This window comes from Leisingera methylohalidivorans DSM 14336, from assembly GCF_000511355.1.
Classification (GTDB): Bacteria; Pseudomonadota; Alphaproteobacteria; order Rhodobacterales; family Rhodobacteraceae; genus Leisingera; species Leisingera methylohalidivorans.
This window is the reverse complement of the sequence record NC_023135.1, coordinates 3,414,527-3,427,690: the sequence shown is the minus strand read 5'-3', so window position 1 is coordinate 3,427,690 and position 13,164 is coordinate 3,414,527. Positions and strand designations below refer to the sequence as shown.

The window sequence follows — 13,164 nt, the reverse complement described above, 5'->3', positions numbered from 1 at the left end:
AGTGCATAGGTAAAGGTTTGATATTTAGGATATTGTATCCAATTAAGCGGTGCGCGCAAGCCCCTGCCTTCTCACGCAGCCATTCACTCGCTTCCGTGACGCCTCTGCTTTACAATCATTTCCAGCAATTCAGTCTTGGTGCGTTCAATATGCTGCCGCAACAAAGCTGCTCCGCCGTCCACGTCACCATTGCGGGCATACGTCAGGAGCTTCCTGTGCTCCTCCTGTGCAGGTTTGCGCTGTTTCATGACGCTGAGGTGGATACGCACATACCGATCCGAATGAAGGCTGATGCGCTCCAGAAATTCCATCGACATGCGCCGGTCAGCCGCGGCGTAAAGCCCCATGTGATATTCGTGGTTGAACTTGCCCCATTGGCTGACATCGTCAGCTTCATAAGAGCGTTCCATCTCAGTCAGAAGCCGCTCGCATGCCTCAAAGTGGGCCGCTGCCATGTTTGGAATTGCCCGGCGGAAAAGGTCGACTTCGATCAGAATCCTCAGATCGAAAATTTCCCCGATCTCATGAAGGGAATGCTTGATGACCGTCCCGCCGCGGTTGTTCTCCCATTGCACAAGGCCTTCCGCACTCAGCCGTTTCAAGGCTTCCCGCACAGGCATCCTCGAGACATCATATTCCTTCGCCAGAAGCTCCTGCCGGATGGCCTCTCCTTCTGCCAGCTCACCGCTCAGAATGCGCTGCCTGAGATCGCTTACGATCATCTCAGGTAAGCTTAGCTTCTTGACAGCTCGCCCGCCTGCCATCTTGCATCTCCCTTTTGTATTTTGGATGCATATTTACTAATAGACTGACCATACAGCAGCATTTCCAGTTTCAGAAGCCAAAAAAGATTTGCCAAACACCGCCCAACTATTGCATCCAATATCCAAAATTAGAGTTTGGAGCCGCGCTATGACAACCGTAAGACAACTCCCCCTTCAGGAGATCAAGGAGCTAAGCCTGTCGGTTCTCAGCCGCGCAGGCTATGGTCAAGCCCATGCGCAGGCAATCTCGGACATGCTTTATACATGCCAAATAGATGACTGTCAGTCGCATGGCTTGTTCCGCCTGCTCATGTGTGAGCAGACGATGAGGGCTGGCAAGATTGATGGGCATGTTCCGCCTCACATATTAAACGAAGATACCGCCATAGTGCGCGCGGACGCACGGGGCGGCATGTCTCTTCTGGCGCTGGAACAGGCACTGCCGACGCTTGTCGAAAAGACGCGAAGGTATGGAATTGCCGCGATGGCAATCAACAACTGCTTTCATTTCTCGGCGCTCTGGCCGGAGGTTGAGCGGTTGTCCTCTGCCGGTCTTGCAGGCCTGGCAATGGTGCCCAGCCATTCCTGGGTTGCGCCTGCCGGTGGAACACGCGGCAGTCTCGGCACCAATCCGATCGCCTTTTCCTGGCCGCGCGCAGGCAAGGATCCCTTCACCTTTGACTTTGCCACTAGCGGCTTTGCCCGCGGCCAGATCGAACTGTACAAGCGCGCAGGCAAACCGCTGCCTGAAGGGGTGGCGATCGACAAGGATGGCAAGCCAACTACCGACCCGCAGGCGGCTCTGGATGGGGCGATGCTGACCTTTGGCGGCTACAAAGGCTCCGCCCTGTCGATCATGATCGAACTGATGGCCGGACCGCTGATCGACGACCTCACCAGTCTGGAAAGCATGGAGTTCGCCGAGGGCGCTGGCGGCGCGCCGTATCATGGCGAGATCATCCTCGCCTTTGATCCGCAGCATTTCAGCGCGGGCCGCACCGCCGAAAACGGCGCCCGCGCCGAGCGCCTGTTTGCCGACATCATCGATCAGGGCGCGCGCCTGCCCTCGCAGCGCCGCTTTGCCGCCCGCGCCCGCAACCTGCAGCGCGGCTATGTGGAAATCCCGCAGGCGCTGTATGATGACCTGACCGCTCTGTCCGGCGCGTGAACCAGAAAAAGGGGGCAGATCTGATCAGCCCCCTTCTTCGGTACTCAAGCGCCCCAAGTGTCCGACAGGCGATAGCCGCCCGGCCAGGGGTCATCCGGGTCCAGCAGATGCTGGTGAATTCCCGTCACCCAGCCGCGGCCGCTGATCTCTGGCACGATGGCATCCCGCTCCCCCACCTTTGCGGTCTCGACAATGCGGCCGGCAAAGCGCGAGCCGATGATCGACACGGCGTCAAAGGTCTGCCCAACCTGCAACTGGCCGCGCGCCGCCATCAGCGCCATCCGCGCCGAAACCGCGGTGCCGGTTGGCGAGCGATCGACCTTACCGGGTTGAATGGCCACAGCCGATTTGCCGCTCAGGCCGGTATCCGTTTCGCTGAGCGGACCGCAGAAGGCGCAAAAGGAGATATGATCCCATTCCGGGTTTTCCGGGTGACTGAAGCCTAGCTGTTCATTGGCCGCATTAGTGATGCGTACGCCAAGGCGGGCAATTTCCTTGGCCTCGGATTCGACAATCTTAAAACCCAGTGCCTGCGCATCTACCACCACGAAACTGTCGCCGCCATAGGCGGTGTCCACGGTGATCGTGCCCAGCCCTTCGACCTCAAGCGGAACCTGAATCTTGTCGGCAAAACTCGGAAGATTCTGCACAAAAATACGCTCAGCCTTGCCGTTGCGGCACTCCGCGCGCACCTTCACCAGCCCGCCCGGCGCTTCCAGCACCATATGCGTTTCCGGCTCCTGCATCGGCACCAGCCCGCCATCCAGAAGCACAGTCGAGACGCAGATCGAGTTCGAGCCGGACATCGGCGGCGTGTCTTCCGGCTCCATGATGATCCAAGCGGCTATGGCCTCGGGGTGCTTGGGCGGCACCAGCAGGTTCACATGACGAAACACGCCGCCGCGCGGTTCGTTCAGCACGAAGTTGCGCAGGGTCTCGTCCTGCGCGATGAAGTTGCGCTGCTCCCACAGCGTCTCACCCGGCGGCGGCAGCACGCCGCCGACAATGACATCGCCGACCTCGCCTTCGGCATGGGCCGAAATCACATGTATGGTCTTTGCGCTACGCATTCACTGCTTCCTCAATCAAAATCGGTCAGCCCTGTAAGGCTGAAGCGGAATCGAACAGTTCCTGCCCGCAACCACATCGCCCACCAGCTCGGCGGTGGCGGCGGACTGGGTCAACCCCAGGTGCCCGTGACCAAAGGCATAGATCACGTTCTCGGCCCGCGGTGAGGTGCCGATGACGGGCAGCGTATCCGGGATTGAGGGCCGGAACCCCATCCAGCGGGTGCCGCCCGAGGTCTCAAGCCCCGGCAAGAAACGCGCAGCCTTTTGCAGCAACACATCCGCGCGCTTGTAGTTGGGTGGCAGCTTCAACCCACCCAGCTCCACCGCGCCGCCGACCCGCACACCACCATTGATACGGCTGACCACAAAGCCATGCGCACCGAATGTCAGATGGGTGCGCACGTCAAATGCCCCGGCAGGCAGGGTGGTGTTGTAGCCACGCTCTGTCTCCAGCGGGATGCGGTCCCCGAGGGTGCGCGCCAAATGATGCGACCAGGCGCCTGCTGCCACCACAACCTTGTCGGCCGTTATGCTGCCGTCTTCGCAGACCAGCTCAACCCGCTCCCCGTCCTGGGCTATCGAGCGGACGGTGCTGCTCAGGATCTCTCCGCCTGCGGCCACAAAGCCGCGTGCCAGATGTTCGGTCCAGGCTTTCGGGTCGGTCGTGTTGATCCAGTCCGGCGTGAAGCCCGCATGGGTGAACCGGCGGTCGAGGCCCGGCTGGATCTCGGCGATTTCCTCGGGGCTGCGCAGCAGTTCATACCTGATACCATAGCGACCGCGCAGCTCCCACCCGGGCAGGCTGTCGCGAAACTGCGCCTCGCCCTCATACAGCTGCAACTGGCCGTCGCGTTGAATCAGCGCCTCGCCATCGGTGGCGGCAATCTGGCGTTCCAGCGCCGCCCTGGACAGATCCATCAGTGCGCTTTGAGCCGCAACGGAGGCGTCGTGGCGGTCCTGCCAGCTGGCCCGCCAGAACCGCAGCATCCAGGGTGCGATCCGCAATGCATAGCGCGGCGGGATCGACAGCGGGCCCAGCGGATCCAGCAACCACTTCGGCGCCTTGCGCATGATGCCCGGCGCCGCCAGGGGCATCACATCTGTAAAGGCAAAAGCCCCGGCGTTGCCCTGCGAAGTCTCGGCGGCAACGCCGGTGCGGTCCAGCACCCGGACCTTGTGCCCCTGCCGGGCCAGTCCGGCTGCGATGCTGATACCGACGACACCTGCGCCGATGACAACGATATCTTGCGGCATGGGATCTGCCCTCTGATTGAAAGGAATGCACGGGGCGAAACATGCGCCCCGCCAATTGACAAGAGAGCTGGCGCTGTCAGACGATCCCGGCCTTGAACGGATCGTCGGGCGCGAACACCAGTCTGGATTCCGCCATCACATAGGCCTGGCCGGTGATCTTCGGGATAACCCCACCAGTGGGGCCGTTCCGGTAAGACAGCTTGTAAGAGCTGCCGATTACGCTTTCCAGAACGATCTCCTCGCCTTCTGCAAGCTGATCAGCCGCTGCGAGACAGGACACGAAGGCCGAGCTACCGGTGCCACAAGGGGAGCGGTCGTATTCGTCATCCGGGCACAGCACAAAATTGCGACGCAGCGCCCCTTTGGCCGGGCTGGCCCCGCTCAGGATCACGTGATCCACCGGTTGGCCTTCCCGCCCTGCGACACCTGTGCGGTTGCAGCTTTCGCGAATGGCGACCGACAGTGCCGTCAGCGCAGGAATGTTGGCCGTCGATACTTCAAGCGGAGCGTTCGCGATGAAGAACCAGTTGCCCCCATAGGCCATGTCACCGCTGATTGCACCGTGGCCTTCGACCTCGACGGCTACATCGTGATGAATGCGACGGCTTTCGATATTGGTGACAGAGACGGTATTGGCATCATGCAGCTCCACCGTGACCACCCCTGCCGGGGTTTCGATCCTATGGGCGCCTTGGGAAATACGGCCCATATGCGCCAGAGTAACGGCCAGGCCGATGGTGCCATGGCCGCACATGCCCAGCACCGCATCCGCATCAAAATAGATGACGCCAGTGACGCAGTCCGGGTCCACCGGTTCCACCAGCAGCGCCGCCACCATCCCGGCTTGGCCGCGCGGTTCGAGCAGCACCGAATTGCAGAAATCCTGGTGTTCCGTAGCCAGCGCCTCTGCCCGCGCGGAAAGCGGCCCCGACCCAAGGTCGGGGCTGCCCTCAAGGATAACCCGTGTGGGCATCCCGCCGGTATGGCTGTCGATTACATGCATTCAGCGATAATCCCGCCCTGGGCCGACCAGTCAGCGAACCAGGTGCGGAACAGGTTGTACTGCTGTTCGCAATAGTTGCGCTGCGCGTCGGTCAGCTCATCGCTTTCGATGAAGTGCAGGCGATACTCTTCTTCGCCGTTCAGCACCAGCAGGTACTTGTAGTAGAGGACCAGGTCGGTGCCCTCGTCAAAGCTGGCCAGCACGCCGAAGGCTTCTTCCAGCTCGCGCGCGCGCAGGCGCGCCTCTGCATTGCCCTCGGCCGCCTTCTGCGACAGCGCGGCCAGCAGCAGGGCTTCCTTGGGCAGCGCGGTGCCGATGCCGGTGATCGAGCCGGTGGCGCCGCAGTTGACGAAGCCGTGGTAGACCTCAGTGTCCACGCCCACCATCAGGGTGACCTGATCGTCTTTGCTGGTGATGTGCTCAGCCGCATAGCGCAGATCGTCCTTGCCGCCGAATTCCTTGAAACCAACCAGGTTCGGGTGTTCTGCGCGCAGCGCAAAGAACAGATCGGCGCGGGTGGCAAAGCCATAGACCGGGCTGTTGTAGATAATCGCAGGCACATCGGGTGCCGCGGTCAGGATCGCCTTGAAGTGGTTCTTCTGCGCGGTGGCGGATGTGCCGCGCGACAGCACACGCGGGATCACCATCAGGCCTGCAGCGCCGACCTTCTGCGCATGGGCCGCCAGGGCCACTGCGGATTTGGAGTTGATCGCACCGGTGCCCACAACGGTCGGCACGCCGGCTTCGACCAAGCGCTCAACACCGGTCATGCGTTCTTCGTCGCTCAGCAGCGGCCAGTCACCCATGGAGCCGCAATAGACCACGGCGGACATGCCGGCCGCGATCATTTCCTTGCCCTTTTTTACCAGGGCGTCGAAATCCGGGGTGCGATCCGCCTTACAAGGGGTCATGAGTGCGGGCATGGTACCCGTGAAGATATTCTGGGACATGAGTGCTCCTTAATAAATGTGCCGCCTTTCGGGCCAGCCTGTCGAACTGAGATCCCAGCCTGGGCCGCAGCCCGATGCCACGATAACTCGCTTTGCCAGACTCGCGCTTGGAACCCACGACTCTGCAATGCAGTCCTAGTATTTTTTGGATCCAAAATCCAATATCTTTTAACACCGGTTCCAAAAAACTTTAAAAACCGGGCCACAGCGGCGCGAGCAGCCGCGCCGATACCCGGCCGCAGAGACGGATCCGAAACAAGACAGCCGGCGCTGAACGCCGGCTGTCCTTGCGAGGCTTGCAGCCCCTGCCCTTCATCACACGGAAAGAAGACCTGCTCAGCCCAGCAAGAGTTCGGGCAGCCACAGGGCCACGGAGGGCACGAAAGTCGTCAGCATCAGCGTCGGTAGCCAGGCAAAGATGATAAACACCAGCGTCGGCCAAAGCATCTTTGCAACGGGCGTTTCTGACACCTGCGCGCCGAGATAAAGCAGCGGCGCCGTCGGTGGCGTGATGTTTGCCATGCCGAGGTTGACACCAATCACGGCGGCGAAATGGATCGGGTCCATCCCCACGCTCTGCGCAATCGGCAACAGGATCGGTGTCGACAACAGCAGACCTGAAATATCATCCATCAGCATCCCGATCAGGATCATCACGACATTGATCATCAGCAGGATCACGATCGGGTTGTCCGACACGGAATAAACCATCTGCTGTGCGATCTGCGGCGCGCCCTGGGCGATAAGATTGTCGGAAACGATCAGCACCATGAAGATCATGATCATCACCACGCCAATAGTGATGCCAGATTTCTCGATTGTCCCCATCAGCCCCCGCCACGTCAGCCCGCGGTAGAAATAGATCGCGATCGGGATCGCATAGACCACGGCAATGCCAGCCGCTTCGGTCGGGGTCATGATACCGCCATAGATGCCGCCCAGGATGATGACAGGCATCATCAGCGCGGGGCCGGCAAAACGCCCCTGCGCTTTGAGCGCGGGAAAGAAGGGCGAAGGCCGCTCGGACAGCTTGATCTCGCCATGTTTGCGCAGCAGGAAATGGTTGGTGATGATCAGCAGCGTGATCAGGATGAAGGCGGGGATCACCGTCGACAGAAAGCACTTAAGCACATGCTGCTGTGCGACCCAGCCATAAAGAATATGGTTCGAGCTTGGCGGGATCAAAAGCCCCAGCGGGCTTGCCGCAACCAGCAGGGCCGCGGATTTACCCTCGGGATAGTTCGCCTTTTTGAGATGCGGCAGCATGATGCCGCCGATGCAGGTCAGTGTCGAATTGGCGCTGCCCGCGATGGAGCCGAACACCCCGCAGGCCAGCACGGCCGCCGCGCTCAAGCCGCCCTTGAGGTGGCCGACGAACATTTCCGCAATCGCCACCAGCGGCGCCGCGATGCGGCCGCGCTCCATAACGCCGCCGGCGATCATGAACAACGGAATGGCCAGCAGAACCAGCGACCGCAATCCGGTCGACCCGGTCGGCAGATAGCCGGTGATCGACTGATCGCCCACCAAAGCGATGAACATCAGCACCGCCCCAAAGGCCACAAAGACGCTGACACCCAAAAGAAGCATGGCGCAGACAATGACAAGACTTCCGACGATAATCATGACTGCGCCTCCTTGTTCAGATCTGATTTGAGAGGCAGGCCGAGGCCCTTTCGAATGTGAACGTAAAGGTAGGCGGCCGAAAACATCGCCATGAAGCCAAAGGCAATCATGATCGCGATGCGCCAGGAGACGAAGGGGATGCGTAAGGCAGGAGTCGCGCGCAGCCTTGGGAAGGAAAAGTCATCGGCAAGAGACACATAACAGGCGTAGGCAATAAAAACCGCTACAATGAGCTCGATCGCAAGAACCACAAAACCGCGCCACCAGATCAGACGCGGGTTCTTGAATACGACCTCGAGAACGTCGGCGTTGATGTGCAACTTGCGTTCGGAAGCCAGCACGGCACCCGCGAAGAACCCCACGATGCTGATCGCCAGCAGCCATTCCTCATACGCAAAAAGGTCACCGCCGAACCCGTAGCGAACAACGACAACCAGACCAAAGGTCACGGCCATCATCGCCCCGGAAAACACGACGAGGACCTTCATAATGAACATTGCCCAATTCATCGGAACGCCGATGCAGCGCGGCAACTCATCCGTAATACGCGCCATCTCCCCCCCCTTCTTGGAGTTGAGCTCCTGAAAATGCGGGAAATCAGCCTACCAAGGGTGCAGGAGCCAGAGCCGCTTACGGCCCGTCTCCTGCCTGGTTTGCCGAGATCCGTCAGAGCACTCAGGTGTCAGAGAATCCAGACAGGGGCGGCAAGCTCTGCTACCCCTGCTGAAATAGATTACTTAACTGCTGCCAGGACCTGATCGATTACGTCCTTACCAACCGCGCCTTCCATGGTCGGCCAGATGGTTGCGCGCACGTGGTCAGCCATCGCTTTCTGCTGTTCGCCGCTGAGGCTAAGGATCGTGTAACCGCTATCGATCAGCTTCTGGCCATACGCCGCATCGTTGTCTCGGTTGTAGGCAAAGAAATCTGCCGATGCCTTGGTCATCGCCGCCTGCACAACCTCACGCTGCTCGTCGTTCAGCTTCGCCAGCGTCCGCTCGGACCCATAGTAGAAGGTCTGTTCAAGGAGAGAGTTGTACTCGATGAAATGGGTGCCGACATCAGACTTCGCAAAGATTGAGTAGGTCGCGGTTTTGGTGCAGCAGATCGCGCCGTCCACGATACCGGACTGAAGCGCGGGGAAGATGTCCCCCCAGGCCATTGTCGTGGCGCGATAACCTAGGGCTTCCATCGTTGATTTCACCGCATTGGAAGACCAGACACGGATGTTCATGCCCTTGTCTTCGGAGCTGCTCCAGTTGTCAGGCTCCTTGGTAGCAACGATACCAACGAAACCTTCAGGATTTGCTGCCATCACGCGGACGCCGTATTCGTCGGTAATGTCCTGCAGGATCCGATTGTAATCCGAGTCCATGTCGCGCAGCACGCGCTCCATGTCGTCATAGCCGCTTACGAGGAACGGCATGTTGAGGAATTCCAGCCGCGGATCCGTATCAGAATAGATAAAGGCGGAGGCAAAATCGATGTTTCCGCGGGCCACATCTTCAAACAGGGCTTCGCCTGACCCCAGCTGGCTGGCCGGAAAGACGGTCATTTCCAGACCAACACCCGCAGCATTCACGTCAGCCGCGACCTGCTCCATCATCTTTGTGCCCTGGTGGTCGATCGGAAACACACCTGCAAAGCGCAGCTTGATATTCTCAGCAAAAGCGGGTGTGGCAAACTGCAATGCAATCGTGCCGGCGGCCACTGCTGTCAACAGCTTTTTCATTCCTTAGTTCTCCATGTTGTGAAGGCAATAATTATCAAACCGGCTGCCCGGCTTCTTTTCCCGCGTTTTCTTTCTGGGCACACCAACTGCCATTCACGGCCCATTGTCGAAGCACCTTGAACGTGATGATCGCTCTGAATTTCACCCGAAGCTCAAAAAGTACTCGCCAAATCCAGCCATGCTTCCTCCTCCCAAACGCAGCTTCAAGCTTTATAGTGATACAATATCCAAAATCCAATATCTCCGTGCGTCTGAGGGAGATTTATCGCAACTGATTGATATAAAAAATTTTTCCAGAACATACACCGGTTTCTGGCGCCTCTATCTCCCCAGGGCAGAGTTCCGGAGTCCTGAAAAACCCAGGAAAGATTCGCGCTGCGCACGGCTCGTTTGAGTGTTTTGGACTTGCGAATGTATGAATGACTAGAGAAGAAAACGGCCTGCTTCCGGCTCAGCATTTCGCCCAGCCAGTCGAGAAAGACGGCATAGGTCCGGGGTGCGTGCGAAGTAAAGCGCGGTGAGCTTTGCTGGCTGCTTCACAGAACCAACACGGCACAATGCGATGCAGTCGGGGTGAAGCCGCCCGCACGAGCAGATTGCTGAGCTTCGGCCAGCCTCTGGGCGATCTTCAACAATCAGTGACCTGCCACCCGCGGACTATGCGCGGACACTGACCACCGCATTCGCCCGCCCCGCTGCGCGAGAGGAAAGCTTTGCGCATCGGGCGATTGCTCAAACTGCGCCGATCAGCGTAAACACCAACCGGGCTCAAATCGTGGTTAGATGAAATTTTAGTCGCAGGTCACCACTGAGCAGCCCCACTTGTGCGGTCCGGTTTGAAAGTTAGTGCATGGTTGGCCGCTGGTCCATCAAGACGATGGCCTCGGGCGCAGGCGGGCGGCAGACCAGGGCACTGTGCGGTCGTTTAGTGTTGCAGTGCTGTCTCCAGCTTTCGATGATGATCTGGGCTTCCCGCAGAGGCTAGAAGACCTCCCCGTTCAGCAGTTTGTCCATTGCCCGTCAGGCGCATGCAAAGCATGCTGCCGAGAGGGGCGCATCCGCCCGTTGAAACTCTCGCAAAATCCGTTCTCCCACGGCGATCCTGGCTCGATGCAGGCGGTCTTTCCCCCGAAGCTTTGCTCCAATCTCTGACAGCCTCAGCGATAGGCTCCGGGCCGTTGTCCGACCGGATGCAGGCAGGCACGCCGCGTAGAAGGAACAGGTCGGTCAGCGCGCCGCTGACCCCGGCCCGGTTCAGCTTCCGCTTCACACGGATGGCCAGGCACTCCCGGCTGTGTTCCTCCAGAATGTTCAATGTCCTGAACGCCCCGCCATCATCAGGTCGATGATGCACGAAGCCGCAGGACCAGACGTGGCTGCGACATTCGGGGCGCAGCCGGGCGCATGATCCGCCGTTGAGCCAGAGCCGCCCCTTCCTGGGCTGTTTCAATGGAACCTTCAGCCCCTCGCGCCGCCATAGGCGTTCGGCCCGCCTGTCAATCACCTGCCAGCCGGCGTCCCGCAGCAAGGCCGCAACCCGGCGGCAGCCATATCGGCCATATTGACGTGTCAGCTCGATCATGTCCGCGACCAGGCGCTCCTCGTCTTCACGCCCCTGAGGCAATCGCCGCTGTGTGGACCGGTACCGGCCCGGGACGCGGCAAACGCGACGCTTTGAAACCGGCATCCCGCTGCGCGCATGAGTGATGCAGGAACGGCGACGCGAGGAGCTCAGAAGTTTCCCCGTGCGGCTTCCGGCAGGATCAGCTTGCCCAGCGTCAGATCCGGGACAGCCCGGCGAAGACGCTGGATCGCTTTCTGAAGCCGCTTCAGGTCCTTCAGTTGTTCTGCGCCCATTCCGCCGCACTTTTTCTTCCAGCGGTAATAAGTTTGCTCCGTCACGCCGGTCTGGCGGATTGCATCAATCCGGGGCATGCCTTGTCCCATCAGGACTTCAACCTGCCGCAACTTCACGACAATCTCTTCTGGCTTGGGTCTCTTAATCGCCATCTATGGTCTTCCGATTTCCCCATCATAGGCGCGGACCACTTCTTTGGGGGAGGCTCAGGCTTGAGCAGCCCTACTTGAGTGGTCCAAATTGAAAGTTAGTGCATGATTGGCCTGCGGTCCATCAAGACGATGGCTTCGGGCGCTGGCGGGCGGTAGCCCAATGCACTGTGTGGTCGCTTGGTGTTGCAGTGTTTTCTCCAGCTTTCGATGATGATTTGGGCTGCGCGCAGCGGGTAGAAGATTTCACCGTTGAGCAATTCGTCCCGCATCCGCCCATTGAAGCTTTCGCAGCAGCCGTTTTCCCAGGGGGGGCCCAGGCTCGATATACGCAGTCTTTGCTCCGGCCGCTTTGATCCAGTCTCTGACAGCCTCAGCGATGAACTCCGGGCCATTGTCTGACCGAATGCAGCCTGGCACGCCGCGCAGGATGAACAGGTCAGTCAGTGCATCAATGACCTCGGTCGGGTTCAGCTTGCGTTTTACACGGATCGCCAGACATTCCCGGCTGTACTCGTTCAAGATGTTGAGCGTCCTGAACGCCCTGCCAGCGTCGGTTCTATGATGCCCGAAGCCATACGGCCAAACATGGTTGCGATACCCGGGTTGCAGACGGACGCACGATCCATCGTTCAGCCGGAGCCGCCCCTTCTTTGGTTGTTTCATTGGCACTTTAAGCCCCTCACGCCGCCCCAAGCGTTCCACGCGTTTGTCATTCACCTGCCATCCTGCATCTCTCAGCAGGGCGGCAACCCGGCGGTAGCCATATCGACCGTGCTGCCGTGCCAGCTCAATCATATCCGCGATCAAACGCTCCTCGTCAGCCCGCCCTCGTGGCGACCGACGCTGTGTGGACCGGTGCCGGCCCAGAACACGGCAAACGCGTCGCTCAGATACCTTGAACCAGCTACGCACATGATCAATGCAAGCGCGTCGGCGTGAAGGGCTCAAAAGTTTCCCGATGCGGCTTCCTTCAGGATCAGCTTGTCCAAAGTCAGATCCGACACCGCACGACGCAACCGCTCGTTCTCTTTCTGAAGCCGCTTCAGGTCCTTGAGTTGCTCTGTGCCCATTCCACCGTACTTTTTCTTCCAGCGTAAAAGGTTTGTTCGGTCACGCCGAGGGGTTCAATAAGGCCGCAGTTGCGACGGCTCGAAAGATAGCTGTGCTGATGCTGACGATCTGGAAAAATGAAACTGAAATCTGTTGTTAGGAAAAGCTGCAGCCTAACACGAAATGACGGAATCCTGCCTGAGGAAGAGGCTGGGCGCGAAGTCCCCAGGGGACGGAGCCAGATTGATCTCGTGGGTGCGGTTGGGGCTGAGAGCATTGCGCCTGATGACCCCGCACATGACATTTGGAGACAATCAGCCCCGAACGCCATAGTGAGGCGGCCACGTCCGGTCTCGGAGAGAACCATGCCTCCGAAGGACAGAGCGAACCAGGTCTGGACTATGCCGCAAACAGAGAACCGTACCCGAACCTAACCTGAGAAAGTCGGAAAAACCCTTGCATCGAAGGGGGCATAACCGGGTTCTTCCACGCTAAAGCGGATCCGGCTGGAAGCCGGTGAGTTTGCTGCAGGAAGTG

Annotated in this window: 9 protein-coding genes and 2 pseudogenes; 1 reads left to right on the top strand and 10 read right to left on the bottom strand. The window is 59.5% G+C overall.

What is annotated here, in order from left to right; translation table 11 throughout:
- Positions 1-83: 83 nt before the first annotated feature.
- On the bottom strand, positions 84-764 hold the full coding sequence (locus METH_RS16745) for a GntR family transcriptional regulator (protein ID WP_024091666.1): 681 nt from the start codon (positions 762-764) through the stop codon (positions 84-86).
- A 148-nt stretch (positions 765-912) separates the two neighbouring features.
- On the opposite strand from METH_RS16745, the gene METH_RS16740 reads away from it, so the two are divergent.
- Complete coding sequence (locus tag METH_RS16740; RefSeq protein ID WP_024091665.1) at positions 913-1,932, top strand: Ldh family oxidoreductase; 1,020 nt, start codon at positions 913-915, stop codon at positions 1,930-1,932.
- A 44-nt stretch (positions 1,933-1,976) separates the two neighbouring features.
- Here the strand turns inward: METH_RS16740 and METH_RS16735 are convergent, their stop codons facing one another.
- The 9 genes and pseudogenes from METH_RS16735 to METH_RS16695 all read right to left on the bottom strand — a co-directional run.
- Positions 1,977-3,002, bottom strand: coding sequence for a trans-3-hydroxy-L-proline dehydratase (locus METH_RS16735; RefSeq protein ID WP_024091664.1), 1,026 nt, complete (start codon positions 3,000-3,002; stop codon positions 1,977-1,979).
- Between the two features lie 15 nt (positions 3,003-3,017).
- Positions 3,018-4,256, bottom strand: a complete 1,239-nt coding sequence (locus METH_RS16730; RefSeq protein WP_024091663.1) for an NAD(P)/FAD-dependent oxidoreductase — start codon at positions 4,254-4,256, stop codon at positions 3,018-3,020.
- A 76-nt stretch (positions 4,257-4,332) separates the two neighbouring features.
- A complete protein-coding gene (locus tag METH_RS16725; protein ID WP_024091662.1) occupies positions 4,333-5,259 on the bottom strand; it encodes a 4-hydroxyproline epimerase in 927 nt (308 codons plus the stop codon).
- Positions 5,250-6,209: a dihydrodipicolinate synthase family protein gene (locus METH_RS16720; RefSeq protein WP_024091661.1), complete on the bottom strand. Its 960-nt coding sequence runs from the start codon at positions 6,207-6,209 to the stop codon at positions 5,250-5,252. The genes METH_RS16725 and METH_RS16720 overlap by 10 nt, the downstream gene beginning before the upstream one ends.
- A gap of 336 nt (positions 6,210-6,545) precedes the next feature.
- Positions 6,546-7,835, bottom strand: coding sequence for a TRAP transporter large permease (locus tag METH_RS16715; RefSeq protein WP_024091660.1), 1,290 nt, complete (start codon positions 7,833-7,835; stop codon positions 6,546-6,548).
- A complete protein-coding gene (locus METH_RS16710) occupies positions 7,832-8,389 on the bottom strand; it encodes a TRAP transporter small permease (RefSeq protein WP_024091659.1) in 558 nt (185 codons plus the stop codon). Before METH_RS16710 ends, METH_RS16715 begins: the two co-directional genes overlap by 4 nt.
- Before the next feature lie 179 nt (positions 8,390-8,568).
- Positions 8,569-9,567, bottom strand: a complete 999-nt coding sequence (dctP, locus tag METH_RS16705) for a TRAP transporter substrate-binding protein DctP (RefSeq protein ID WP_024091658.1) — start codon at positions 9,565-9,567, stop codon at positions 8,569-8,571.
- An 843-nt stretch (positions 9,568-10,410) separates the two neighbouring features.
- A pseudogene (locus METH_RS23375) lies at positions 10,411-11,577 on the bottom strand (IS3 family transposase).
- A gap of 95 nt (positions 11,578-11,672) precedes the next feature.
- Positions 11,673-12,697 (bottom strand): annotated as a pseudogene (locus METH_RS16695) (IS3 family transposase); the annotation flags it as partial.
- Between the last annotated feature and the right edge of the window lie 467 nt (positions 12,698-13,164).